This window comes from Mesorhizobium sp. ESP-6-2, assembly GCF_020164675.1.
Lineage (GTDB): Bacteria > Pseudomonadota > Alphaproteobacteria > Rhizobiales > Rhizobiaceae > Mesorhizobium.
Map to the genome: position 1 here is coordinate 712661 of NZ_JAIUGT010000001.1, position 24776 is coordinate 737436.

General features: G+C 61.4%; 28 protein-coding genes and 1 pseudogene. 17 read left to right on the forward strand and 12 right to left on the reverse strand.

The window, feature by feature from the left end; all coding sequences use genetic code 11:
- Positions 1 to 1560 (forward strand): recombinase family protein, encoded by a 1560-nt coding sequence (locus tag LB532_RS03515; protein ID WP_224556350.1) that lies wholly within the window; start codon positions 1 to 3, stop codon positions 1558 to 1560.
- A gap of 515 nt (positions 1561 to 2075) precedes the next feature.
- Entirely contained in the window at positions 2076 to 2786 is a 711-nt protein-coding gene (locus LB532_RS03520) for an SOS response-associated peptidase (protein ID WP_224556416.1), read from the forward strand.
- A 49-nt stretch (positions 2787 to 2835) separates the two neighbouring features.
- Here the strand turns inward: LB532_RS03520 and LB532_RS03525 are convergent, their stop codons facing one another.
- The 4 genes from LB532_RS03525 to LB532_RS03540 form a co-directional block, all read right to left on the reverse strand.
- Positions 2836 to 3219 carry a hypothetical protein gene (locus LB532_RS03525; protein WP_224556351.1) on the reverse strand — a complete coding sequence of 128 codons (384 nt, stop codon included), beginning with the start codon at positions 3217 to 3219 and terminating at the stop codon, positions 2836 to 2838.
- A gap of 23 nt (positions 3220 to 3242) precedes the next feature.
- The gene (locus LB532_RS03530) at positions 3243 to 3632 is read right to left on the reverse strand and encodes a hypothetical protein (protein ID WP_224556352.1); all 390 of its coding nucleotides are present in this window, start codon (positions 3630 to 3632) and stop codon (positions 3243 to 3245) included.
- A gap of 8 nt (positions 3633 to 3640) precedes the next feature.
- Positions 3641 to 5014: a hypothetical protein gene (locus tag LB532_RS03535; RefSeq protein WP_224556353.1), complete on the reverse strand. Its 1374-nt coding sequence runs from the start codon at positions 5012 to 5014 to the stop codon at positions 3641 to 3643.
- An 84-nt stretch (positions 5015 to 5098) separates the two neighbouring features.
- Positions 5099 to 5419, reverse strand: a complete 321-nt coding sequence (locus LB532_RS03540) for a hypothetical protein (RefSeq protein WP_224556354.1) — start codon at positions 5417 to 5419, stop codon at positions 5099 to 5101.
- A gap of 100 nt (positions 5420 to 5519) precedes the next feature.
- Between LB532_RS03540 and LB532_RS03545 the strand changes: the two genes are divergently transcribed.
- The 3 genes from LB532_RS03545 (at position 5520) to LB532_RS03555 (ending at position 6505) form a co-directional block, all read left to right on the forward strand.
- Positions 5520 to 5699, forward strand: a complete 180-nt coding sequence (locus LB532_RS03545) for a hypothetical protein (RefSeq protein WP_224556355.1) — start codon at positions 5520 to 5522, stop codon at positions 5697 to 5699.
- A gap of 220 nt (positions 5700 to 5919) precedes the next feature.
- Complete coding sequence (locus tag LB532_RS03550) at positions 5920 to 6252, forward strand: hypothetical protein (RefSeq protein ID WP_224556357.1); 333 nt, start codon at positions 5920 to 5922, stop codon at positions 6250 to 6252.
- Positions 6242 to 6505: a hypothetical protein gene (locus LB532_RS03555; protein ID WP_224556359.1), complete on the forward strand. Its 264-nt coding sequence runs from the start codon at positions 6242 to 6244 to the stop codon at positions 6503 to 6505. Before LB532_RS03550 ends, LB532_RS03555 begins: the two co-directional genes overlap by 11 nt.
- 20 nt (positions 6506 to 6525) lie before the next feature.
- On the opposite strand, the gene LB532_RS03560 is transcribed toward LB532_RS03555, so the two are convergent.
- Complete coding sequence (locus tag LB532_RS03560) at positions 6526 to 6705, reverse strand: DUF982 domain-containing protein (RefSeq protein WP_224556362.1); 180 nt, start codon at positions 6703 to 6705, stop codon at positions 6526 to 6528.
- A 152-nt stretch (positions 6706 to 6857) separates the two neighbouring features.
- On the opposite strand from LB532_RS03560, the gene LB532_RS03565 reads away from it, so the two are divergent.
- Positions 6858 to 7169 carry a hypothetical protein gene (locus LB532_RS03565; RefSeq protein ID WP_224556363.1) on the forward strand — a complete coding sequence of 104 codons (312 nt, stop codon included), beginning with the start codon at positions 6858 to 6860 and terminating at the stop codon, positions 7167 to 7169.
- A gap of 128 nt (positions 7170 to 7297) precedes the next feature.
- Positions 7298 to 7933, forward strand: coding sequence for a recombinase family protein (locus LB532_RS03570; RefSeq protein WP_224556365.1), 636 nt, complete (start codon positions 7298 to 7300; stop codon positions 7931 to 7933).
- Positions 7934 to 7969: 36 nt separating this feature from the next.
- On the opposite strand, the gene LB532_RS03575 is transcribed toward LB532_RS03570, so the two are convergent.
- Positions 7970 to 8590: a hypothetical protein gene (locus LB532_RS03575; protein WP_224556366.1), complete on the reverse strand. Its 621-nt coding sequence runs from the start codon at positions 8588 to 8590 to the stop codon at positions 7970 to 7972.
- Positions 8591 to 8873: 283 nt separating this feature from the next.
- Here LB532_RS03575 and LB532_RS03580 point away from each other — a divergent pair, with 283 nt between their 5' ends.
- Complete coding sequence (locus LB532_RS03580; protein ID WP_224556367.1) at positions 8874 to 9446, forward strand: hypothetical protein; 573 nt, start codon at positions 8874 to 8876, stop codon at positions 9444 to 9446.
- Positions 9447 to 9452: 6 nt separating this feature from the next.
- Positions 9453 to 10214: a hypothetical protein gene (locus LB532_RS03585; RefSeq protein WP_224556368.1), complete on the forward strand. Its 762-nt coding sequence runs from the start codon at positions 9453 to 9455 to the stop codon at positions 10212 to 10214.
- A 150-nt stretch (positions 10215 to 10364) separates the two neighbouring features.
- Here LB532_RS03585 and LB532_RS03590 read toward each other — a convergent pair whose 3' ends face one another.
- The 5 genes and pseudogenes from LB532_RS03590 to gshB form a co-directional block, all read right to left on the reverse strand.
- Positions 10365 to 11435, reverse strand: a complete 1071-nt coding sequence (locus tag LB532_RS03590) for a hypothetical protein (RefSeq protein ID WP_224556369.1) — start codon at positions 11433 to 11435, stop codon at positions 10365 to 10367.
- The gene (locus LB532_RS03595) at positions 11432 to 12793 is read right to left on the reverse strand and encodes a DNA cytosine methyltransferase (RefSeq protein WP_224556370.1); all 1362 of its coding nucleotides are present in this window, start codon (positions 12791 to 12793) and stop codon (positions 11432 to 11434) included. Before LB532_RS03595 ends, LB532_RS03590 begins: the two co-directional genes overlap by 4 nt.
- A 134-nt stretch (positions 12794 to 12927) precedes the next feature.
- Positions 12928 to 13356: a very short patch repair endonuclease gene (locus tag LB532_RS03600; protein WP_224556371.1), complete on the reverse strand. Its 429-nt coding sequence runs from the start codon at positions 13354 to 13356 to the stop codon at positions 12928 to 12930.
- A gap of 113 nt (positions 13357 to 13469) precedes the next feature.
- A pseudogene (locus tag LB532_RS03605) lies at positions 13470 to 14117 on the reverse strand (magnesium chelatase domain-containing protein); the annotation flags it as partial.
- Between the two features lie 184 nt (positions 14118 to 14301).
- A complete protein-coding gene (gene gshB / locus LB532_RS03610) occupies positions 14302 to 15243 on the reverse strand; it encodes a glutathione synthase (RefSeq protein ID WP_140639392.1) in 942 nt (313 codons plus the stop codon).
- Positions 15244 to 15513: 270 nt separating this feature from the next.
- On the opposite strand from gshB, the gene LB532_RS03615 reads away from it, so the two are divergent.
- Positions 15514 to 16758 carry a glycosyltransferase family 2 protein gene (locus tag LB532_RS03615; RefSeq protein ID WP_140639391.1) on the forward strand — a complete coding sequence of 415 codons (1245 nt, stop codon included), beginning with the start codon at positions 15514 to 15516 and terminating at the stop codon, positions 16756 to 16758.
- Positions 16755 to 17162 (forward strand): GtrA family protein, encoded by a 408-nt coding sequence (locus tag LB532_RS03620; RefSeq protein ID WP_140639390.1) that lies wholly within the window; start codon positions 16755 to 16757, stop codon positions 17160 to 17162. Before LB532_RS03615 ends, LB532_RS03620 begins: the two co-directional genes overlap by 4 nt.
- A 24-nt stretch (positions 17163 to 17186) precedes the next feature.
- On the opposite strand, the gene LB532_RS03625 is transcribed toward LB532_RS03620, so the two are convergent.
- The gene (locus LB532_RS03625) at positions 17187 to 17804 is read right to left on the reverse strand and encodes a class I SAM-dependent methyltransferase (protein WP_224556372.1); all 618 of its coding nucleotides are present in this window, start codon (positions 17802 to 17804) and stop codon (positions 17187 to 17189) included.
- Positions 17805 to 17972: 168 nt separating this feature from the next.
- Between LB532_RS03625 and LB532_RS03630 the strand changes: the two genes are divergently transcribed.
- The 6 genes from LB532_RS03630 to LB532_RS03655 all read left to right on the forward strand — a co-directional run bounded on the left by LB532_RS03630 (position 17973) and on the right by LB532_RS03655 (position 24714).
- The gene (locus LB532_RS03630) at positions 17973 to 19796 is read left to right on the forward strand and encodes a GtrA family protein (protein WP_224556374.1); all 1824 of its coding nucleotides are present in this window, start codon (positions 17973 to 17975) and stop codon (positions 19794 to 19796) included.
- 153 nt (positions 19797 to 19949) lie between these two features.
- Positions 19950 to 21299 carry a putative bifunctional diguanylate cyclase/phosphodiesterase gene (locus LB532_RS03635; protein WP_140491655.1) on the forward strand — a complete coding sequence of 450 codons (1350 nt, stop codon included), beginning with the start codon at positions 19950 to 19952 and terminating at the stop codon, positions 21297 to 21299.
- A 157-nt stretch (positions 21300 to 21456) separates the two neighbouring features.
- Entirely contained in the window at positions 21457 to 22224 is a 768-nt protein-coding gene (locus tag LB532_RS03640) for an SDR family NAD(P)-dependent oxidoreductase (RefSeq protein ID WP_224556376.1), read from the forward strand.
- Complete coding sequence (locus tag LB532_RS03645) at positions 22221 to 23195, forward strand: 2-dehydro-3-deoxygalactonokinase (protein ID WP_140639387.1); 975 nt, start codon at positions 22221 to 22223, stop codon at positions 23193 to 23195. Before LB532_RS03640 ends, LB532_RS03645 begins: the two co-directional genes overlap by 4 nt.
- Positions 23192 to 23836 carry a 2-dehydro-3-deoxy-6-phosphogalactonate aldolase gene (locus tag LB532_RS03650; RefSeq protein WP_140639386.1) on the forward strand — a complete coding sequence of 215 codons (645 nt, stop codon included), beginning with the start codon at positions 23192 to 23194 and terminating at the stop codon, positions 23834 to 23836. The genes LB532_RS03645 and LB532_RS03650 overlap by 4 nt, the downstream gene beginning before the upstream one ends.
- Positions 23833 to 24714, forward strand: coding sequence for an SMP-30/gluconolactonase/LRE family protein (locus tag LB532_RS03655; RefSeq protein ID WP_140639385.1), 882 nt, complete (start codon positions 23833 to 23835; stop codon positions 24712 to 24714). The genes LB532_RS03650 and LB532_RS03655 overlap by 4 nt, the downstream gene beginning before the upstream one ends.
- The last annotated feature ends 62 nt before the right edge of the window (positions 24715 to 24776 follow it).

The following is a 24776-nucleotide window of genomic DNA, read 5'->3' on the forward strand; positions in this document are numbered from 1 at the left end:
ATGACAATGCATACCCCCCAAGCCGCACTCACCAATCGACCAAAAGCCTACTCCTACGTCCGCTTCTCGACACCTGAGCAGGAGCGCGGCGATAGCCTCCGGCGACAGACAGAGGCGGCTGAGCGGTACGCTTCGCTGCACGGCCTCGACCTAGATGACAAGCTGACGTTCGAGGATCGCGGCGTGTCGGCATTCAAGGGCGCGAATGAGGCGGGCCGGCTGGGCGAGTTCCTAGCCGCCGTGGAGTTTCAGGACATCAAGGCGGGAAGCTACCTTCTTGTTGAGAGCCTCGATCGATTGAGCCGACAGAAGCCCCGCAAAGCGGTCAAGGTGCTGGAGCGGATTTGCGATGCAGGGATCACAGTCGTCACCCTTGATGACGGGCGGGTGTATACGGAGGAGGTTCTGGATGACGACCCCACGGCGCTCATGGTCGCGCTTCTGGTGGCGGCCAGGGCGAACGAAGAAAGCGCCAAGAAGGGACGCCGGGTAGGGGAGGCGTGGGCAAATAAGCGTCGCAACGCGGCGACACGGCCGCTGACCGCCCTTTGCCCTGGATGGTTGCGCCTTCGGGACGACCGGACGGCTTACGAGCTGATATCGGAGCGGGCCGATATTGTTCGCCGGGTGTTCGCCATGACGCTGGCCGGCAAAGGGCAACACGCCATCGCGGAGACTTTCAACAGGGAAGGCGTTCCAGTGTTCGGCAGGGGCAGCCATTGGCACCGAACTTACATCAAGAAGATGCTGGCCGATGCCTCGACCACCGGGGCATTCACACCCCACCGCGTCGAGACTGTCGGCGCGAAGAAGCGGCGCATCCCGACCGACACCGTGGAGGGGTATTTCCCGGCCGTAATCGACCGAGAGACGTTTGATAGGGTCAACGCCTTGTCCAGCGGCCGGAGCGTCAAGGAGAGCAACGGCGGGGGGCCGGCAAATATCCTCGCAGGGCTCGCGAAGTGCCCGGGATGTGGGTCGACCATGACCCGAGTGAACAAGGGCGGCAAGAAGGGCGGCAGGCCATACTTGGTATGCACCAGGGCTAAGGCCGGGGCCGGCTGTGAGTACCGACAGGCTCGGATTGAAGACGTTGAAGAAGCGATCATCGGGAACGCCGGATGGCTGAATGCATCGCTGCCCGCGACGGATGAGGCGTTGCAGGCGGAGTTGGAGCAGGCGACCGCGACAGAAGGCGGGATTGATGATGCGATAGACAGGATTGTGGAAGCCATCGGACGGACGGGACACTCGTCTGCCCTGCTTGAAAGCTTAAGGCGGCACGAAGCGGCGCGGGAGGACATCCGGCGCACCATCGCGGACCTTGAGAGGCGCATAGCGGACACCCTCACGAACCGCGTTCAGGTGACCGCAGGGCAGTTGGTCGACGCGGCTGAGGCGGAGGAACCGCGAGACTTGGCGCTGATCAACACGATCCTGCGGCAGCTCTTCACCAAAGTCGAGGTGCATTGGCAGAGCGGTCGCCTCCAGTTCCACTGGAAGCACGCGCCGGGGGAAACGACCGAAATCATGTATGCGTGGCCCAAGGAAACTACCTGAGGGTGTAGAACGCAACAACCTTTGCCCGGTACAAGCCATCCTGAGACCCCTTCCAGAAGGGCCTCTGACTGGCGGGCTGATGGGGTCCAAACTCATCGGGCCCGGTGGTCAAAGTAGTTTCGATGATGGGCCGATACCGTCAGGATTGCCGAACCAACTGAAGAGGACTTTCGGAGGGTGTGGCGGGTCCTCTCCCTCACGGGGTATTTGACTTCCACAAGGCAGCCCACACCGGAGACCTCGACCGACTGAAGCAAGCGAGGTTCTACATCGACTTGGGGCAGCAACGGCTCAGCCCAGTGGCCTTCAAGAACCAGGCGAGTAAATGGCTCCCTCAAGCCGAGGTACTTGCGAAGGATGTTGTAGCACTATCACGAGGGACTGGAGCCGACACTTGAGGTGGCAACAGGAACTGCTCGCAACAGTCGAGGGGCGAAGCCAGCGGTGCGATGTGGCCGGAATGTGTGGTGCTCGATGACCTAGCGAAACAGGAACAGTTCGGGCACATTCGCCACATGTGCAACCTCTACAACATCACCACCAGCCAAGACGCCATCCGTGAGTGGACCCGCGCCATGCGGGACATCATGGGCAACCTTGAGCCCTCCCTTGATGTCTACCCCAATATGCCCGGCCCTGTAGTCCGCAACGCCAGGGGCGGAGAGCGGGAGCTAGCCAAGCTTCTCTGGGGCATGCCGACGCCGACAGAGCGGGTGAAGGGCAAGGCAGACTATGGGACCACCAACATTCGCAATCCGCAGTATGGCCATTGGCAGCAGTACGTTGGCGTTGAGAACCGCTGTGTGGTGCCTGTGACGAGCTTTGCGGAGCCGAGCCCCACGCCAAACGACAAGGACCCTGAGACTGGCATTCAGCGTAACTACTGGTTTGCCCGAAGCGAAGACCGGCCGCTGTTCTTCTTCGCGGGCCTTTGGACGCGCTGGCAGGGGGTCCGCAGGGTCAAGGACGGGCCGGGGGACTTCGAGCTGTACGGGTTCCTCACGACCATGCCCAACACCCTCATTGCGCCTATTCACGAGAAGGCTATGCCGGTAATCCTCACCACCCGGGCGGAGGTGGACATGTGGCTTACCGCCCCTTGGTCCGAAGCGAAGCAGCTACAGCGGACGGCACCGGACGACGCGCTTGTGATCGTTGAGAAGCCGGCCACGCAGATCAAGTTTCCACTGGGGTCGACCCCGAGAGACCAACTTCGTTTGCTATAGGTGCGCTAGTAGGACGAACGCTGCAATTCAGCGACTGAAACGTCCCAACTCATTCAACTTCATCTTCATCATCAGGCTGCGCCCAGGCTTCTTGCAACTCCTCTGTGAGCCAATAATTTTGAGACCGATCACTAAAGTATTGAAGATACTTTCCCTTGAAAGCGTCTAGTGCTTTCTCAAACTGCACCATATTCAATACCGCATCGCTCATCTGCGGCAACGCATCTTCATCCAGTTCGTCAAGGTACTTTCCGGCAGGCTCGCTCTTCAGAACAACAAGCAGATCGACTAGAACGCGGTTGACCAGCTTCACCTTGCTGGCGCTCATAGTCGCCTCTGGTTTCTTGCGCGATAGCTCCCTGACTTCGCTCAATATTCCTTCGAAAATGGGTGTGCTGGCCTTATAGATATCTACAATGGCCTGTGTGGTCATATATGGAAACTCGTCTCCGGTTCTCACTTTCTCTCCCCTCCCACGGCTGTAGGTGAGCGTCCTTTAATGTCGCTTGGCGATCCGCTAACCAGATAAACCCACTGATGGCCATGGTAAACGACGTTGTCCGATCGAAAGCGCTCTACTTGTTCGATATAAAGTGCAAGCATCATTGTCACATCGCTGTTAGTGGGCAAAGAGGCTTCGTCGAACTGGGTAAAATCGTCAAAAGGTCTGTATTGGTCCGTCAACGTCTCATTGCCTACTTCCAATACCCTATTAACGAATTTAAGCTTGAAGACGTTGAGGCCGTCGTTTGGCGATTTCTTAGCAAGTTGCGATATTTCTGAATGCAAACCTTGCAATTGCCCGACAAGTTTTTCGAGTTGCTCAACGTCTTCTTTTGTCTTCATGAGCCCCTTCACGGACATTTCGCTCTAAACTCCCCATATTTCTTCACAATCACGTCCAGTGGATCACGTTGCTTACTCTCAAAAAGTTCGACCATTTGAGATATGTCGGCATCGGTTAGTACGACTATGGCCTTGCGCTGGCCCGACCACAAATCAACCGTACGGGTCATCTCAGCCTTTTTCAAAGGGTTGCGAGTTATGAACAGGCCGAACCGGCCCAACTCGTCAGCAAGATACCGGTTTAATTGGTCAACGTGCTCCCGTTCTATCGCCGTAACATTTTTCATCTCCATAGTTATCTGGCGAGAACCATAGCTCTTGTACATATCATCGAGAAACGGCGTCGATGCCGTGTTGTAGAAGATCAAATCCCGAATGCTCACTCCGCTGTCTGTCCGCGCCTGCTCCTGAGCGAAATCCAGCCTCGGATAAAATAGCGAAGGTAGGAGTTGACCGATCACGTTTTCATATTTCTTGTCTGCATTGTCGTCTTTGCCGGTTGGAAGTTTCTGGATGAGAGAAAGTTTCCGCTTTGCCGACGTGACCGGAATTTGCGAGAATAGCGGGTCGTTATGACAGTCCTCAAACGAACGTTCCTTGGCCTCGATGAAACTGTCGATAACGCCATAGTGCTCCCTGTTGTAAGTCAGCACTTCAACACGCGTAAGCTCTTCGGCGGCGTGAGAGATTTCGTCTTGCGGGCAATACTTTTCAAAATACTCATCGTAATTGATCCAAGGGACGAACCTGAGCCAACGCTTGGGCACAAAAATCAACGGCCTGCCGTCTCGGGGATTGGCAGGCATATCGATGCCGCTCACAGTTTCAAACGCGTTTTTTCGCGCGTTGTAGACGTTATGGACGTCACTGCGCTGCCTAGGAATACCGAGCCTGTCGCATTGTTGAATTGTGAAGTCGATCAAGAACGACTTCAGAAAGCTACAGGTGATGTCGCTGATCCGGTCCTTTGATATTCCATCGACAAAAAACTGGATCTCCTCAAAATGCCGAAACCCAGTGTGCGCATATCTCGGCACCTTCTTGAAGAGCGATGTAATCTCCTGTGCCTTTGCCTCTCCTATGCGTTTTCCCCGTCGCGTGGCCGATGAACCAAGGCCAACCTCATCGCATTCAGAAGCCGCTATAAGCGTTGCAATCGCATTTGCTTCATCACCCTTTGAGACCAGGTAGCCTAGGTGATTGAACGCGTTTAACAGACCTGTATGAAGTGCCTGGTCCTGAAGCGAAGGGGAGCGCCACAATAGAAACGGGTCAACATACAGGGGTACGTCTTCATCAAAAAACGGTATGGCGAAATCCAGCTCCGCTTGGGGGAGAAGTATTCCATAGTGGTCAGTTAAGCGAGGTCTGATAAGCGCCATGGGGTCGAGAAGTGATGGCACTTGAGATGAGTGTCAAGGCTGCATAGTCCCTTACTTGTTCAAAGGGTATGAAAGCGGCACCCACTACTGTTCATTTATCCAGACAACCCTCCGCACCGTCCTTATTTCAGCAAGCCGCGTGACCCGAATGCCCTGCCGTTCTCGTGCCGATGGTTTCTGCGTCTCGGCATGCATGTACTCGTTCTTGCCACACCGTTCGCAACTCATTTTGCCGCCCACCAGTTCGGCCTCGATGTCCCCGAAGATGTCCCTCAGGTCACTCGGCTGATACCAGCGCTTAACGTTGCAGAGACCACAACGGATCATCACAAGCTGCCCGATGTCATGGGCATTGCTGAGGGTCCAGCCGCTGCCGCGCTTACGTCGTCCACCAGTGTCGGGCATGATCCAACATAGGAACTCATTCCTCTTCCAGTCAATTCGACCTTGACAAATTTGTTCCGTTTTTGTTCACTGTCAGCACCCAACGTGAGGAGGGACTGAAATGGACCATATTGTCAGGCTCGACAGTCGGCAGGAGGCAGCCCTCCAGGCCATTGCAGACAAGTTCGTCGCCAGCCACAAGGGCGATGTCATGAAGGCGCTCAAGGCAATGATTGTCACCAATGGGCACCTTCAGGAACGTGTTGACGCGCTCTCGGCACCGCGTCGGGCAACACGTTAGGAGAATGGAAATGGGCACCTATCACCTGGACGCTGATGCCAAGGCCGAGCTACACGCCGAGGCGGTCAAGCTGATCGCTCGGTACGACAGCCCCGTGGACACCGTGAAGGCGCTCAATGGCCTATAATTGTGAGCTAGAGACGCAAATCCTTGCTCTTGCCCATCGGCACCCGGAGCTTCTGTCGGTCAGCTTCGAGGACACGCCCCCAAGGGTGGAGTGATGCAAGACCTTATCGCTTTCCTACAAACCAACTCGGCGCTCGTGCTGGCGAACCCGACCCCGTTTGCCACGTTCGCTGTTCTCTTCGGTGGTGGTGGCTTTGCGGTCGGTCGCTATTTGCTGACTGAGCGCATCGCCAATCTGGAAAGCCGAATTGCTAGGCGTGACGAGGAGATCGCGGAGCTAAAGGGGAAGCAGAAAGCACCAACACAAGAACCTTCTCTGGTGCCTGTAGCCGGAACTTCTGTGGCTGCCCCGCTGAGCCGGCTAATTCGCAACTCCCTAGCGCCACCACCGTCTACCCGGCGGAGAGACAATCAACATGTCGGATAACGTCCTTCCTCACCAGAAAGCCCCTAAGCTCATCGTCGTGACCGCCTTTGACCGCGACGAGAGCGGCGACCTTCAGCCAGTCTTCGGGCCTGCCGAACAGCAGACGGAGGACCGCGCCATAAGGACGGCAAAGGGTTTGGCGACGAAACATGCTGGTGTCATTGCGTGGTCACGCGACGCCAACCCGTCGCTCGGCGAATACGGGGAACCGAGGACGCTCTTTGTTGGCGGTGATGTGCCGGACATGGAATGAGGAATTAACGGCCCACCGTCCTAGCTAGGCGGAAGTAGCATCCCCGCCTCCTTTGCAGCCAGACGGAACACCCTGCGGGCCTCCTCAGGGCTTGCTTGGCCAGCCAGGACGGCCATGCAGACGCGCACCGCGAGGTTCCACTTAGGGTCACGCTTGGTCCACTTCAGGAGTTCTGCGGCGGCAGCCTCGACGTTGTTCACCTGGGGTCACTATAAAATTGGGGAAATTTCCGTGAGGGTGATCGGATAAGTTGCCCGCGCGCAGTCCCCCCGTACCCCTGCCGGCGCTTGCTTTCCTTTGCACGGTCCGGCAACCAATGGGGGGCACTCAATTAACCGGCCAGGGGAAACGAATGATCTCGATTGAAACCGCCAATTCTTACAGCAGCAAGACAACCATATTGGGGTGGTTCGCGGGGCTGGCATGGCTGGCCTATGCTGGCGAGCAGCAGCCGCACTGGTGGGGATGGGTCCTCCTTATCGTCGTTGGGATGTTCGCGGCGTCCATTGTGATCGGCGGCGGGTTTGCTCTGTTGGCATCCTTCCTAACGAAGGCCGTGCGCGGCTCACCAGATGCGAGCCCGGACTTCTACGCTTGGGGCGCATTCATTTGCCCAGTCGTAGCGTTCTTCTTTGCGGCTCCGGTTGCGCGCCTTCTCTCCTGAGTGTGTCCGCTAAGGCATACCTCAGCGGTCCGACAAGAAGGTGCCCGAAAGGGTGTACGTTAGGGTTGACTGCGGTCAACGGACAGGATACTCAACGGACAGAACCCTTTCGGATAGGAGCTGATCCCGTGACCAAGACTGTCCTCTATGCCCGCGTCTCGACAGCCGACCAGACGCTTGAACACCAGCGAAAGCAAGCTGAGGCGGCGGGCTTCAAGCTTGATCAGGTGATTGCCGACCATGGCGTGTCCGGCATCTCGACCAAGCTGGCAGAGCGGTCCGAGGGAAAGCGGCTGTTCGACATCCTGAGGCCCGGTGACACGCTCGTTGTCCGCTGGGTAGATCGGCTGGGGCGCGACTATCGCGACGTGTCGGACAGCATCCGCCACTTCATGCGCGATGGCGTGCTGATCAAGACCGTGATCAACAGCATGGTGTTCGACGGGGCGACCAAGGACCCCATCCAGCAGGCCGTCAGGGACGCGCTGATTGCCTTCATGGCAGCGACTGCCGAGGCCCAGGCGGTGGCAACCAAGGAGGCCCAGAAGGCCGGCATCGAGAACGCCAAGCGCGACCCGGCGGCTTACCGTGGCAGGAAACCGAGCTATGACCGCGAGGTGTTCGACAAGGTAACCGCGATGCTGGACATGGAGGCAGGAGCTTCGGCCATTGCCGCAGCCACCGGATTGACCAGACAGGCAGTTCTCAGGATCAGGGCTGACCGGGCAGGAGCCGAGAAGGCGCTGGCAGTGTGGGACTTATAGCTGACAGAACACCCGGTTGTGCCGAGGCGGCCAGCCTCATCCAGCCTCCTTGCCGAAACAGTGGACGCCCTCGATGTTGTACTCCTTCATCACCTTGTGGCGGACCTTCTCACATGCGCCCTCCAAACGCTTCGCCCACTCAATGCGTTTGATCTCGCGACCATCAGGAAACAGGGCCGTGATCTCCCACTTCCGCAAGCCAGTCGCTGCTTGTCCGGAGGCGTCGTGCGGACGCTGCCAGCCCAGAGCGCGAGCAGTATCCTTCGGCAGGTCGTCGGCGTCGTCGGTCGGGACCGGAAGCCATTGGTTATCCTGATCGTCTTCATAGTCGACCCTGCGGGTGAAGTAATCGCGCCACAGCTCGGACAGCGAGGCCCCGGCGAGCAGGTCAGGCCGGTCCTGCTCCTGGCCGGCATCATCGACGGACACCACGTCATCGAGATCGCCATGCGGATTGTAGACGCCTTTCGTGAGCGTCGGCACCTGCGCCGCTTGTCCCAGCCACAGAATGCTTCCCGCAACGTCTATGACGCGGTACTCGCAGCGGTAAGGGTCGGTGCATTCGTCGACGAAGTCGAACAGGTCCTCTGCGCGGCGGCAATAGATCAGGCCGACCAATTCGCGGCTTTCCATCCGCCGCACAAGAAACAGGTTCATCTCAGCTTCCTTTCATGTGTGTTGGGCTTAGCGCGGCCAAACATAGCGCAGATCGAAAGTGCGTCATCATGCCTATTGCCGTCCTACATCTGTCCGTTTACACGCCCGCGTCTCCGATGGTGCGGGGTGGCTATTTTGAGGACGACGATCATTGACCAACTGGACCGCTAAGCGCGAGCGGAAGGCCGAAGTGAAAGACCGGGCGAATGAGCCCAGCGCGATGTTCACCCGATGCCGGGTGGTCGGGTGCAGCAGGCCGGCCCGTGCGGGAACAGGGGACGGCTTGGACACGCGGTTTTGCAGGCCGCATGCAGATCATTTCGCCCGGCACGGGAGCCCCTACAAAGCCTCCTACAGGGCGCAGGAGATCAACCCTTACCGGGTCGCCGCGCTGGCATGGCTTGAGGCGAACCAGAGCGATACCTACGTGGCCAATGCAGTCGACCGAGTGGCGACCCTCCTGCGCACCGCAGGGCCTCACGTGGAGGCTTTCCGGCTGCGCGGGCTGTCACCGGAGCAGCGCGCTAGGGCCGCCTGGGCCAGACTGCGGAAGGCTGGCATCGACCCGCGCCGTGTGGTCGCTGCGTGGCTGGCGGTCGAGATGATCATCAAGGACGACCCGCAGGCCGAGCGGAAGGCCGAGTTCAAGCAGGTGCAGGCCGCCAAGCTCGTCCATCGCATGGCCTCTGGCACGCACAAGCGGTGGGGCGAGGGTCCGACCGCGACCGAGCTGCATGTCTATCCGAGGCCGCGCGGAAGGGTCCTGAGGCACATGGGCGAGGCGCTGGAGCAAACCACCGAACTTCTGATCCAACACAGGGCGACCAGTTTGCCCAAGCCAAAACTGAAGGACTGACTAGACTTGAACACCAAGCACATCCGCGTTGAGGACATCATGTTCGATGTCAACACCCAGATCAGGGAGAAGACCAAGCCGGACTTGGTGCGCCGATATCGGCAGGCTATGGCCGAGTACGACCCCAGTGGAAACACGGTCGTGGGCTTCAAGGCCATTCAAGTGGCTGAGGCGCAGGCGAAGGGCGCGAAGAAGGTCTACACCATCATTGACGGCTGGCATCGCGCGACCGCCGCACTGGAATTGGGCAAAGAGTTGATCGAGGCCGAGATCATCACGGTCTCGGGCACGGAGGAACTCCTTTGGCTGGCTTCACGGGCGAACCTGTTGCACGGCGAGAAGCTCTCGAACAAAGAGAAGCGGATGGCGTTCCGCAACTATCTGAAGGCCAAGCAGCACCGCCATCCCGGCCCGCGAGGAGGCAGGGCGAACGGCAAGATCAAGTCGGCCAGAGAGATGGCCATCGACCTCGGCGGGATCGCTCACAAAACAGTTCTGAAGTGGCTGAAGGCCGACGCGCCGATGACCTATCAGCAGCTTCAGAGAGAGCGGACGGAGGAATTTGCAGAGGCACCCGATGAACCCTTCGACGGTCCCTACAATCCTGATGCAAGGCACCGTGACGCGGCGATTGGCCTTCTTCAGGAGGCTGCGTTGAGAGCCCGTGCGGTCAAAGGCAGGGATGACCTACAAGCCATCCTGACAGAGCTTAACGAGTTTGAGAAGGAAATCACGAAGCGATTGCCGGCGATTGCCGATGACTTCTAAGTGGGGAAATCCCCAGTCCACGCCCAGTTCGTGATTTGAGGGAGACAACGATAGGGGCGAAGTCAGGCGCAAACCCTTGCAGCACAAGGCTTCCAGCGACGTCGGTATCGTGAGGACCTCAAAACAAGCTTCTCTGATTTCGTGAGGGGCCTATTCATCCGGCTGATCATCGACCTCGGCTTCCAACGCGGCCAACTCGTAGCGGTCTATGTGCCACTCGACATCGGAGCCGAAGATGAGGCGGAACTGTCTTCGGGAAGGGCTCGTGGAGATGGACAAGTCGAGCAGCGTCGCGGAATTGTGGTCGATTTGCGCGATAGGGAGATGTACGTATCGTTCGACGAACGTCGCCATCGTCGGCCCTGCCTGCTCCCGAATGTGAGCCCAGGCTGCCTCCCCGATGAACGCAACTCCGCCATGCCGCTCAAACGCTGACTTGAGGTCAGAGAGGCGAGGGTTTGGGGTCGGGTCAAGTACCAGCAGGACGGGCCGATACCCTGAAGCGCGGCAGTCTTCAGCGAACGCCAATTCCTCTCCAAACCGGCCCTGCCCGCTTGCCGCGATGGTCACCCGCAGCTTGAACTCGTACGCATCCTTTCCGACGATGCAGTCGACCTGACGTCCCTTCCTTTGATCCGAGCGCCTTCTAATTGGCGACGAACCTGCGGAAGCGCGGGTTCCTCCAAGCGAACTGGCCAGGATTGGCTCGAACAAGTACCCTGTTTCTTGGGCAGCCCGGTTGTCGATGTCGTAGAACCACTTCCGCCAAGTCAGCCATGACGCCAGTGCATCGACACGCAGGCCGCCATACTCCATGAGAGATCGGGGCGAGACTTGCACCATCGTCGGAAGCGGTTGAGCAGAGAGGATCACGGCGTACTTGCGCCGGCGTTTATGCAACTCGCAAAGACATTCAAAGTAGGTCTCGAAATCAGCTAACGACGCGGCCAAGCGCACATAGTTGGCCACGAGATCGGGATGCTCAGCCTCCGTCTCGAACCACTTCAGCGGAATTGCGTAGTAATCGCCATTCGCTTCTTCCGGGAGCGAGGGCAGGCCCTCAAACAGGTCGCTGCGTTCGAGGTCCGTCACGATGACGCGAAGAAGCTTTGCAAGCTCGCCATCGCTCAAGGTGATGTTGATGTCACGGCCGGTACCGAGCGCACGGACGCGAGTAAGTCTCTTGGACTGTTCGAGGCTCAGGCGCACGTCGCGGTTCATCGGCGTCCCCCTGCGACCTTGCGAGGCTCGTCGTCAAAAAAAAGCGACTGCTGGACGGTCATAAGCCCCGACAGGTAAGCGTCCGTCTGTGCCAGCGCAGGGCTCATAGCGATAGCATCGGTCAAATGGTAGCCGCACAAGCCTGGGCCAGCTTGTTTTGGAGCCTTGCCCCCGCTGCCGAATGATCCGTCCAGCTTCATGAGGTGCCTGGCAAAGACTTCGGCGGCCAAGGGCGGGAAGGCATTTCCGATTTGTTGGGCAACGCTCAAGCCATTGCCGACGAACTCATAGACGTCGGGAAATGACTGCAACCGCGCGGCCTCGCGGAGTGTAATCGTTCGGTCCCGGTCTGGATGAATGAACTCCCGCGTCGCAGCCCCCGTGATGGTCAACGAGTTGAGGTTGCCCATGAGCCGCTTCACACCACTTGGGGCACCGCCACGCTTCTCGGTTGGTGTTCCATCCATAACCCGGCGATTGGCGCGCCTCTTGAAGCTGTCGTGCCAAAGATCTTCTGGGAGGTCCTTCATCGTCTGTCCCGGCTTCAAGTGCCGCACGGCACCGCGTAGCTTGTTGGAGAGCGAAACGGCATTGTGAAGCGACGTCCCGCCTCTCGGGTTCTTCGCCCTCATGGATGCGTCGTAGGGGCTCAGCGGCGCAGTGGCGGCATAGGCTGTAAAGTCGAGACTGTCTGGCTCGCCCAGCCCCAGTGTCGCGTCGTCGAATGACGGGGCGGAAGGAAGCCCATGGCCTCCACGGTGCTTACCGGCATCAAATGCGTGGGTCATAGAAGGTAGGTCGAAATCAACCCCCATCGCATTCCCCAGAAGCACCACCCGCTTCCGAGCCTGCGGAAGCCCGAAGCCAGCGAAGTTGACCTTCTCCAACCGGACCCTGTACCCGATGGCAATGAACTGCTTCACAAGCTCGAAGACGCTGCGCCCCATGTTTGACGTAAGAAGGCCCTCCACGTTCTCGAACAGGAACCAGCGGGGCTCCAGCCTCTGCACGATGTCGAAGTAGTTGAAAATCAGCCGATTTCTTTCATCCTCCCCGCGCTTGGCGCCCGCGCTGCTGAAGCCTTGGCAGGGCGGCCCACCGATCAGCAGGAAGGGCCTGACAAACTGGGCCAATTCAGCCTCGAAGGCACTCTGAGGCTCTGATAGATCGACGCACCGAATGGCTTCGCCAAGATTTGCGCGATAGGTGTCGCAGGCGTCCGAGTTGATGTCCGCAGCGAGATTAGGTTTGAGCCCTGCGGCTGCAAAGCCGAGCGACATCCCGCCTGCGCCCGAGAACAGAGACACCACCGCGTTTGAGGCCGAAGTCCCCCGCGTTCCTTTGTTGTCTGTCGTCAATAGGAAACTCCCCGGTTTCAGAGGCAAGGCTAACGTGGAACGTGCAACTTGTTCTACCAGCCCCAGAGTGCGCCGCCATTCCCCTGTGCCGCATTTGAACAACTTGTTGCGCAGGACAGTCGCAGCAGAGCATGTCATCGCCCTGTGGCGGAAATCACGTTTCCGTCGTCGCCAAGTGCCTCCAGCAGGTGCTTGATGTCGGCCTCCAGACGGCACGTCCACAGCACATGCACCTTCCAGCCCAGAGCCGTAAGGCGAGCCCGCGCAGCGTCATCACGTTGAACGGTTCGGTTGATCTTTTTTGCCCAGAAACCAACGTTGGTCTTAGGGCGTCTTTCGCCGGATCGGCAGTGATGGCCGTGCCAGAAGCAACCGTTCACGAACACTACAGTCTTGTGTTTGGGCAGCACGATGTCCGGAGAACTGGGAAGACTACGTACGTTCACTCTGAACCGATAGCCCGAACGGAATAGCACTGACCTCACGCGCAGCTCAGGCGCGGTGTTCTTGCTAGCAATCCTTGCCATGATCTCCGACCGCTTGGCGGGTTCGATCCGATCCATTTCCTTGCCTCGGAACCGCAGGGTCGACCCGATGATAGGGCGGAGCGGCGGGCTTTCCAGGCTATTCAGATCGCCCGACTAAACCAAGCCAATAGCTTGGGGTCTTTCGTACACATCATGAGCAGGTTGTGTCCGCCGGCCGCCGCCACCTCCAGTGCCCGCTTGGCGGTTTCCTGGCCCTTGATGTCGGCAAGATCGGGCAGGTCGCGCGCCGCGGCATGGATGCCGGCTTCGGGGCGCGACAGCACCTGCGTGCCGCGAAAATGATTGGCGATGGCAATCAGGCTGCGCGGCGCGAGTATGTCAAAGTCCTTGCCGGCCCAGGCGGCTTCCGGCCCGCAGGCGAAGGGGCAGATCAGGCCCTTGCCTTCAGAATTCGCGCCGATCGCCGCCGGCAAGGCACCGGCGACGGCGGCAATGGTGCCGTCGAGCGAGAGTTCGCCAAGCACAACATAGCCGGCCAGCATGTCGCCTGGAATGGCGCCAAGCGCCGCCATCAGGCCAAGCGCGATCGGCAAATCGTAATGGCTGCCCTCCTTGGGAAGGTCGGCAGGCGCCAGATTGACGGTGACCTTCTTGGACGGCATCGACAGGCCGGAAGCATGGAGTGCCGCCTGCACCCGTTCGCGGCTTTCGGCCACCGCCTTGTCCGGAAGGCCGACGATTTGAATGCCGACCTTGCCCGGCGCGATCATCACCTGCACGTCGACCGGCACGGCCTCGATGCCCTGGAAAGCAACCGTGCGAACCCGCGCCACCATGTTTTGCCCCCGGATCTGGGCTTGCCCCAAGCCTTTTGCAATCAGGCCGCGAAGGGCCTGGGCCGGAGACAATCACAATTCCTCGGCTAAATCAAGAACATTACAGGAACACGCAATCGCTTAAGTTGCGGCGCGATTGTCTCCGGTTGCAAAACGGAACATGGTTAATACAAAGTGAAAACGGCTACTTCCGCTTGGCCTCCACCGCGTCCCAGAACAGGCTGGCGATGTCGGCGCCGCCGAAGCGTTTGACTTCGCGCACGCCGGTCGGCGAGGTCACATTGATCTCGGTCATGTAGTCGCCGATGACGTCGATGCCGACGAGGATGAAGCCGCGTTCCCTCAGTGCCGGCCCGATGCGGGCGCAGATCTCGCGCTCGCGCTCCGTCAGCTCGGTTTTTTCGGCGCGGCCGCCGACATGCATGTTGGACCGGGAATCGTGCTCGGCCGGCACCCGGTTGATGGCGCCGACCGGCTCGCCGTCGATCAGGATGATGCGCTTGTCGCCCTTGCGCACGTCCTTCAGGTAACGCTGCACGATGTAGGGCTCACGGAACATCTGGCCGAACATTTCGAGCAGCGAGGCGAGGTTGCGGTCGGCCTCCAGCAGGTGGAATATGCCCGCGCCGCCATTGCCGTAGAGCGGCTTGACGATGATGTCGCCGAATTCCTTGCGGAAGGCGGCCACCTCCTGGGGATCCTTGGTGATCAGCGTTTCCGGCATCAGGTCGGGAAACTCGGTGACGAAGATCTTTTCCGGGCTGTTGCGCACCCAGGCCGGGTCGTTGACCACCAGCGTCCTGGGATGGATGCGCTCCAGTATGTGGGTGGTGGTGATGTAGTTCATGTCGAAGGGCGGATCCTGTCTCAGCAGGATCACGTCCATCGCCGACAGGTCGGTGCGCACCTTCTCGCCCAGCGAATAGTGGCTGCCCTTCTCGTCGCGCACCTGCATCTCCTCGACGCGGGCGAACACCTTGCCGTCGCGCAGCGACAGCCGGTCGGGCGTGTAGTGGTAGAGCTGATGGCCGCGCCGCTGCGCCTCCAGCGACAGCGCGAAAGAAGTGTCTCCGGCGATCGACACGGTGGAGATGTGGTCCATCTGGACGGCGATTTTCAGCTTCATGGCAGGTCTCCGGCGGCTCGGATGGGCGATTGCCTTGCCTGTACAGGCTCGCCCGGCGTCTGCCAATCGCGACATTTTGAAGATTGGCATCAGACAACCGCAACCCGGCCCCATCTTCTTATTGGAGACGCCTCCTGACTGGAGATGCGGCCGGTGCAGACAAGGCGAACTGGCGCGTCATCGCTTTCTTAAGCCTTGCCGTGCCAAGGTAAGCCCGAATTCGCCCGGCCGAGCTGACGCAGCACCGGGCATTCAATGGAACAACGACCGATGAACGCCGTCACCGCCATCCGCGCCGCCGCGACCAAGCAGCTCGAACTCACCATTCTCATGCCCTGCCTCAACGAGGCCGAGACGCTGGCCGTCTGCATCGGCAAAGCGAAAGCCTTCCTCGACGAGGCGGGCATTTTCGGCGAGGTGCTGATATCAGACAATGGCAGCACCGACGGATCGCAGGCGATTGCCGCCGAAAACGGTGCCCGTGTCGTGCCGGTGGCGCAAAAGGGCTATGGCGCCGCCCTGCTGGGTGGCATCGCCGCCGCCAAGGGCCGCTTCATCATCATGGGCGATGCCGATGACAGCTATGACTTCGGCGCGCTGCAAGCCTTCGTTGCGCGGCTGCGCGACGGCGCCGACCTGGTCATGGGCAATCGTTTCCAGGGCGGCATCGAAGCCGGCGCCATGCCGCCGCTGCACCGCTATCTCGGCAACCCGGTGCTGAGCTTCGTCGGCCGCCTGTTCTTCCGCATCAAGACTGGTGATTTCCACTGCGGCCTGCGCGGCTTCAACGCCGACAGCATCAGGAAGCTCGACCTGCAGACGATAGGCATGGAATTCGCCAGCGAGATGGTGGTGCGCGCCGCCCTTGCCGGGCTGCGGATCGAGGAAGTGCCGACCACGCTCAAGCCCGACGGCCGCAGCCGGCCGCCGCATCTCAGGACCTGGCGCGACGGCTGGCGGCACCTGAAATTCCTGCTGGTCTATAACCCGCGTTGGATTTTCTTCATTCCCGGCGTCGTGCTCGCCAGCCTCGGTTTTTTGTTCGCGGCGCTGCTGGTGTTCGGGCCGCTGCGCGTGATCGACAATCTGTCGCTCGACCTCAACACCTTCGTCGCTGCCTGCTTCATGATCGTCACCGGCGTCCAGCTCATCACCTTCGGCGCGATTTCGCGATATTATGCCGAGATAACCGGTATCCTGCCGCCAAACCGCCGTTCCGGCTGGCTGACCAGAACCATCAGCACCGACCGTTTGGCCGCCAATGCCGGCATCTGCTTTGCCGCCGGCGTGCTGTTCTTCGGCTATGCCGTGGCCCGCTGGGCGCATCTCGGCTTCGGCCCGCTCAACGATTCGGAAATCCCGCGCATTGTCGTGCTCGGCTTGAGCCTGATCGTCATCTCGTTGCAGGCCTTCTTCTCGGCCTTTCTGCTCGGGGTGCTGGAGATCCCGGTGAAAAGACTGAAAGCTGGCCAGGCCAGCCGACCAGGCGAATCCGTCGCGTCTGCTGAAAAATGAACGGGCTTGTGCGAAAAATCGCCGCGGTACGGCTTATCCGGTTCGTCGTGGTCGGCATCGGTGCGGCGCTGCTGTTCTTTATAATGTCGTGGGCCTTGCTATCGGCTGGCTTGCCGCCATTTGCCGGAAGCGTCATCGCCTATGTGCTGGCGTTCGTAGTGGCGTATTCCGCACAACGTGGCTGGACATTCGAGGGACAGCACCACCATGGCCATGCATTGCCCCGGTATCTCGTCGCGCAGCTGGCCTGTGCGGTGTTTGCGGGTCTGTGCGCCCATGTCGCGGTGTCGATGTTTTCCGCGCCGCCGATAGTCATGTCAGCCGTCGCCACGCTCGCCGCGGGCGCGGCGAGCTATGTCCTTTCATCCGTCTGGGTATTTCGCGACGATCAAAGAGCCGCGTGAAGACGTTCGGCCGCGGTCCGCGAGTTACCGCAGCGATGCGACGAAATGCAGACCCCTGTCGAACAGGAGGTTCGCCGGAAAAGGATATAGCGACAGGTTTTCGCGCCAGCTCCGGGCTTTGATCCCGACCTGACCGAAAATCGCCTCCCACTCCCGCTTGGACAGATAGTTGTAGGGCAGCCTTACATCGTGCCCCTTGTTTCCCACCCAATCCATGAACCTGAGTGTGCCGTGGGCAAAGGACCCGTCTCTCAGATGGTCCTTGATGACAACCCCCTTCCGGGCGACCCTTGCGGCTTCGGCGACAAGATCGCCGGGACGGTCCGTGTGGTGGAGAACGTCGACTATGGTCACCCAGTCGAACGACCCGGAAGCGGCCGGAATCGTAACGCCGTCGAAAATCTCCACGGGGATGGCCGTATGCGGCCGGACAAAAACATCGATCCCGCGAAACGTCAGCCCCGGTTTCCTGTCCATCACTGCCTTGGCGAGCGAGCCATCGCCGCAGCCGAGATCGAGAACGGTGCCGTCCGCCCCCAGCATGGCGCCGATATGTTCGGAAAGGACCCTGATGCGGCGTTGAAACGCTGCCCGGCTATGGGCAGCGTTCAGGATCTTCTTCTCGACCGCTATAACGCTCATGCCAGCATCCAGGACCGAATTGCCTATTTCGGGAACATATTCGTGAATGGCAAACAAAGCGTTTCGCGACATGGATTGCCCTTCGCAGCGCAAGGCGGGCTTAAGGTTTGCGCAGTGAGTTCGCGCTAGGTTTCTTTGCTCGCTTCTCTTTCGTGAAAAGGCCGTCCCGTGGTCCCTGTCGCCGCCATGATGTCCGTCAAGGCCACGTCACGCCCGCGATGGCGCAACGACCTCGCGTTCGCGCTCATCGCTGTGCTGGTGTTGGTTGCCATCAACGCCTGCACTGGATTCCGGGAATTGACCGATGCCGGCGGCGACAATGACAGTCTGCTGCGGCTGGTCGAGGTGCGCGACCTTCTGGCCGGCCAAAGCTGGTTCGACCTGCACCAATACCGGATGGGCCTGGAAGGCGGCTTCGTTATGCATTGGTCGCGGCTTGTCGATGCGCCGATCGCCGCCATCGTGCTCGCCGTATCGAGCCTGACCGGCAACACGACCTTTGCCGAGAACGTAGCGCAAGTAGCGTGGCCGGCATTGCTCTTCGGCCTGACCATGGTCTTCATCATTCGCGCCGCGCGCCGCTTTGCCGGCGATGGCGCGGTACTGCCTTCTGTCATCGTCGGCGCGGCAGCGCTGTACTTCATCGGCATCTTCGAGCCGGGCGCGCTCGATCATCATAACGTCCAGCTGATGCTGACCGTCGCCAGCCTGGGTTTCTTGCTCGAAGCATCTGTATGCCGACCGGCGGCTTTCCTTGCCGGCCTGTGCACCGCGCTGACCTTGGCCGTCGGCATGGAAACCGCCCCCTACGTTGCCGCCCTCGGCGTTTGCGTGGCGGCTATGTTTGCTGTTGACGCAGCCGGTGAAAGAACGATCGCCAGGGATTTCGGCCTTGGCTTTGCCGGCGTTGCAGCACTTGTCTTCGTGGCCACCATCCCGGCATCGGGCTGGAGCCAGACACAATGCGATGCCTTCTCGGCGATGCAGTTCGTGGTGGCGGCCCTTGCCGGAACCGGCCTTGCGGCGATCGCTTCGATCGAAGCGGCGGTCCGCACGCCGGGGCGGCGCCTGTTGTCGCTCGGCGCGCTTGCGTTCGTGCTCGGCGCGGCCCTTCTTTTACTGTTCCCGCAATGTCTGGCCTCCCCATATGCGGGGCTCGATCCTCGCCTGAAGACGCTATGGCTCGATCATATCGACGAGGCTCAGTCGCTGTTCAGCATAGCCGTCCGCGATCCCGCCGAACTGGCGGCGCGCTATGCCACGCCGCTGGTGGCGATCGTTCTGATGGCGCTGCGCCTCGGCAAAGGCAGTTGGGGGCGGCAGGATAGCCTTGTCGGCGTGCTGCTGGTGGTGGCGTTCCTGGTCAGCGTCTGGCAAGTACGCGGCTCGACATTCTCGATTGCTTTCGCAGTGATCCCGCTATCCGGCTGGATCGCCAAATGGCGGCAGCGGGCGGAAACCAGCCCGTCGCGCGGCCCGGTGCTGCGGATGGCCGCGGCGTGGCTCATTTCGGTCAATTCGATTTGGTCAGGCGCCGCCCAGGCGGCGTCGGCGGCGCTCGCAACCGGAGCAAAAATCACCAGCGACGACGCCGGCGCTGATCGGTCCTGCCAGGCCAAGGCCTCCTTCGCCGCGCTCGCCCGCATGCCCGACACCACGGTGCTGGCCGTCTCCAATCTCGGCTCGCCGATCCTGGCCTTTACCGGCCATCGCGCGCTCGCTGGGCCCTACCACCGCAACGTTGCCGGAAACCTGCTCGTGTTCGATGCCTTGCTGGGCTCGGCCACTGACGCGAAAGCCGTCGTGGCAAGCCATCGTGTCGGGATTGTCGCGCTCTGCCGCGGCAACCCCGAAACCAGGCTTCTCGAAACCAAGGCGCCTGACGGCTTTCTGGCCGGGCTGATGCATGGCAGTGTGCCGGATTGGCTGGAACCGGTGGCGGAGACCCAGGGCGCGCCGCTGGAGCTCTATCGCGTTCGCCTCGCCGGTTGAGAATCCGCGTGAGCGAGGACGCCCTTGAGCCCGGGCGGCTTTGCGGAGGGCAACGCGCTTTAGCGGCGAAAAATCAATTTTCCCGATACGTTTCCTAAAGGGTTTGCTGCCAGTCTCGGGAATAAATTCCGACTTCGAGAAACAGGGACACCGATGCAAACTTCGTTTGGCACCGGTCAGGCAAACAGGGAGAGCACGGATCTGGCATTCACCGATCCGTTGACCGGGCTTGGCAACCATCGCCGCTTCTTCGACAAGGTCGATCGCCTGATCAGCGACCGCGCCGACGATCCCGCGCCCTTCACCGTCGGCATTCTCGACCTTGATGGCTTCAAGCCGATCAACGATCTGTTCGGCCACAAGGCCGGCGACGACATCCTGATCCAGGTGGCGATGCGGCTGCGCGCCTCGATGGACGGTCATTCCACCGTCTGCCGCATCGGCGCCGACGAATTCGCCTTCCTCTATCCGCTGGTGTTCAGCGAGGAGGCGGCGGCCGAAAAGTCGCGCATGCTGATCGAAATCCTGTCGGCCCCTTACGATGTCGGCGAACGCACCGCGAGGCTGTCGGCCTCCGTCGGCTGTTCGCTGTTCTATTCCGGCGACGAGACCACCGAGATCCTTATCAACAAGGCCGAAACGGCGCTTTACCACGCCAAGCGGTCCGGCCGCGGGCGGGTCGTCGTTTATACCCGCGAAATGGAAGAGGCGGCCAAGCGCGTCACCCGCATCGAGCAGGCGCTGCGCCGCGCCGTCTCGGCCGGCGAGGTGGAGCCGCATTTCCAGCCGATCGTCGACCTCACCACGCGCCGCACCATCGGCTTCGAGACGCTGGCGCGCTGGACCGACCGCGATCTCGGCTCGGTGCCGCCGACCGTCTTCATTCCGATCGCCGAGGAGCGCGGCATCATCGGCCCGCTGTCGCAGCTGGTGCTGCGCAAGGCGACCGAGGCGGCGAGGAGCTGGCCGAAGGACCTGTTCCTGTCCTTCAACCTGTCGCCCTCGCAGCTCGTCGACCAGAACACCGGCCTGCACATACTGGCGATCCTCGACCGCACGGGCTTCGATCCGCGCCGTCTGGAGATAGAGATCACCGAGACCGGCCTGATGAACGATCCGGCCTCGGCCGCGCAGATCGTCGAGGACCTGCGCCGCGTCGGCATCCGCGTTTCGCTGGACGATTTCGGCACCGGCCAGTCATCGCTCGGGCGGCTGCGCGAGTTCCATTTCGACAAGCTCAAGATCGACCGCGCCTTCGTCTCCTCCATTCTCGATGACCGCCCGTCGGAGCACATCATCCGCGCCATTCTCGCAATGTGCGAAGGGCTCGGCATGGATGTCGTCGCCGAAGGCATCGAGGAAGAGGCGCAGGCCGACCGGCTCGTCCAGTTCGGCTGCGCCGGTGGGCAGGGCTATCTGTTCGGCAAGCCGGCCGATGCCGATGCCACGCTCGGCTATCTCCGCGACTCCTTCCGTGGCGCCCTGCGCGCCAAGGCGATCTGACCGGGCGATTGGCCCGTTCCGATCGAGGCTGGTGCCATGCGTGTGCGCGGCCTCCAGGCTTTTTGTCAGACATAAGCCGGAAAATCCGTCTTTTCGCCCTTGCCCGCCGGACCGGTCTGGCTAGGATGCGCGCCGGTCAACCCGGGAGACGAAAACCATGATGCCACCGGCACGTTTTGCCGACCTCGAAGGCGCTTCGGTGCTGATCACCGGCGGCGGCTCCGGCATCGGCGCTGCATTGACCGAGGGTTTCATGCGCCAGGGCGCCAAGGTCGCCTTCATCGACATCGCCGACAAGCCCAGTACCACGCTTGCCGACCGCATCGAGAAAGAGCTCGGCCGCCGGCCGCTCTACCTCAAGACCGATCTGCGCGACATCGAAGCGCTGCGGGCGTCTGCCGCGAAGGCGGCCGAAGCGCATGGCGACGTCACCGTGCTGGTCAACAACGCCGCCTGGGACGAACGCCACGCCGTCGAAGACGTGACGGTGGAGTTCTGGGACAACAACCAGGCGATCAACCTCAGACCGCATTTCTTCACCGCGCAGGCGGTGGCATCTGGCATGAAGCGCACCGGCGGCGGCTCGATCATCAACTTCACCTCGACCTCCTACCTGATCAACCATCCCGACATGCCGGCCTACACCGCGGCCAAGGCGGGCATACTCGGCCTCACCAAGGGTTTGGCCGGCAAGCTCGGGCCCGACCGTATCCGCGTCAACGCCGTCGCGCCCGGTTGGGTCATCACGGAACGGCAGCAGGAACGCTGGGTGACGGAGCAGGCGCTTGCCTCTCATGTCGCCAAACAGTGCATCAAGGACGTCATGCGGCCGGACGATTTGGTCGGCACCGTGCTTTTCCTGGCCTCGGATGCCTCGCGCATGCTGACCGCGCAAATGCTGATCGTCGACGGAGGTTTCCTGTGAGCCCCGGCTTTGCCAGCCCCGGGGGTTCCGGCAATGTGCCGGCGGTCGCGGCGCTCGATTGGGGCACCACCCGGCTTCGTGCCTGGCTGATCGACGGCGGCGGCAAGGTGCTTGCCGAGCGTCGCGGCGACGACGGACTGATCACCGCGCGCGAGAAGGGCTTTTCCCGGGTTCTCGAGGGTCATCTCGCCGCCATGGGCGCGCCCGAAACGCTGCCCGTCATCATCTGCGGCATGGCAGGCTCGCGCCAGGGCTGGCTCGAAGCGCCCTATGTCAACGTCCCGGCGCCGATCGGCGCCATCCTGGCCGGCGCGGCCCGCATCCCGGGGGAGAGCCGCGACATTAGCATCGTGCCCGGCCTTGCCCAGCGCCTGGCCGATGCGCCCGACGTCATGCGTGGCGAGGAGACGCAGCTTGCCGGCGCCGGTTTGCCGGCAAAGGGACGTGAAATCGTCTGCATGCCGGGCACCCATTCGAAATGGGTTCTGGTCGAGGACGGCGCCGTTGCCGGTTTCGGCACCTGGCCGACCGGCGAGCTGTTCTCGGTGCTATCCGCGCATTCGATCCTGCGCCATTCGCTCGGCGAGCATCCCAAGCCGGTCGACCCGCAGAACCCTTTCTTCCGCCGCTGGTGTGGTGCGGCGTTGACCGAAGGCGGCGACGTCACCGCAAAACTCTTCTCGATCCGCGCCGCCGGTCTGCTCCAGGATATGAAGGCCGACGATGCCGCGGCCTGCCTGTCGGGCCTGCTGATCGGCGGCGAGATCGCCTCGGCGAGGCGCCGCCAGGCCGCGGGCGCAACATCGGTGGTGCTGATTGCCTCCGGCGCGCTCGCGGCGCTTTATCGGCAGGCGCTTGGCCTGGCCGGGCTTGGCGTGCGGACCGTCGACGCGGACGGGGCGGTGCGTGCCGGCCTGGTCGAGGCGGCGCGCGAAAACGGCATGATCGCCAGAACCGGAGCTTTGGCATGACCGAGACCGCACCCTTTCCAAAACTCAAGCGTGGCCTGGTCGCCATCCTGCGCGGCCTCAAGGCAAGCGAGGCGATCGCCATCGGCCAGGCATTGTTCGATGCCGGCATCGAGGCGATCGAGGTGCCGCTGAATTCGCCCCAGCCGTTTTCGTCGATCGCCAGGATTGTTCAAGTGCTGCCGAAAACCGCTTTGGTCGGCGCCGGCACGGTGCTGACGGCGGCCGACGTCGACGGCCTTCACCAGGCCGGTGGAAGGCTGCTGGTCAGCCCCAACGTCGATGCCGAGGTGATGGGCCGCGCCGCGCATTACGGCATGGTCACCATGCCCGGCGTGTTCACGCCCACGGAGGCTTTCCTGGCGATCCGGCTCGGCGCCTCGGCGTTGAAATTCTTCCCGGCCAGCGTGCTCGGCGCGTCGGGCATTTCCGCCATCCGCGCGGTGCTGCCGGCTTCGACATTGGTCGGCGCGGTCGGCGGCGTCTCGGAGAAGGACTTTGCCGGCTACAAGGCGGCCGGCGTCACGGTTTTCGGGCTTGGTTCCAGCCTGTTCAAGCCGGGCATGAGCGTCGACGACGTGGCCGCGCGGGCCCAGGCGGCGGTGACGGCCTGGGACGCGGTGTTCGGCGGAGACGCAGGATGAGCGAAGCGATCGTTTCGGTTTTTTCCGACCATGTCTGCCAGCTCGGCGAGGGGCCGAGCTACGACCCCGCCACCGACACGCTCTACTGGTTCGACATCGTCAAGGGCCATCTCCTGGAAAAGCGCCTGTCCGGCGGCGCGGCCCAGGTGCACGAGCTTGGCCGGATGGCCAGCGCTATCGCCATCATCGACGACAAACGCCAGCTGATCGCCACAGAAACCGGGCTTTTTGTTCGCGACGTCGCCACCGGCAGGATGACGCTGCACACGCCTGTCGAGGCCGACAATCCGGTCACCCGTTCCAACGATTCCCGTGTTCATCCCTGCGGCGCCCTTTGGACCGGCACGATGGGCAAGGGCGAGGAGAAGCGCGCCGGCGCGATCTACTGGTTCTTCAAGGGCGAATTGCGCAAGCTGTTCTCCGACATCACCGTGTCGAACTCGATCTGTTTTTCCGCGGACGGCGCGCTCGCTTATTACACCGACACCTCGACCGGACTGTTGATGCGTGTTCCCTGCGATCCGGCGACTGGCCTGCCGGCAGGCGAGCCGAAGGTGTTCGTGGATCACCGGTCGGCCAAGGGCTTTGTCGACGGTTCCGTGCTCGACCGCGACGGCATCCTGTGGAATGCCGTCTGGGGCGGCAAGGTGGTCAAGGGCTACGCGCCCGACGGCAAGCTGGTGCGCACGATCGCCATGCCGGTGACGCAGCCTTCCTGCCCGGCCTTTGTCGGCAGGAACGCCAGCCGGCTGGCGGTTACCTCGGCCTGGCACGGCAAGGACGACAAGCAGCGCCAGCTCGACCCGCAGGCCGGCATGACCTTCCTCCTCGACATCGAGGTCAATGGCCGGTTCGAGCCGCGCGTGCTGATCGCCTAGGGCATCTCTATATTCAGGTGATGCCGGCTCGACCTGACTTGAGTCTCGCTACCCCGATGCAC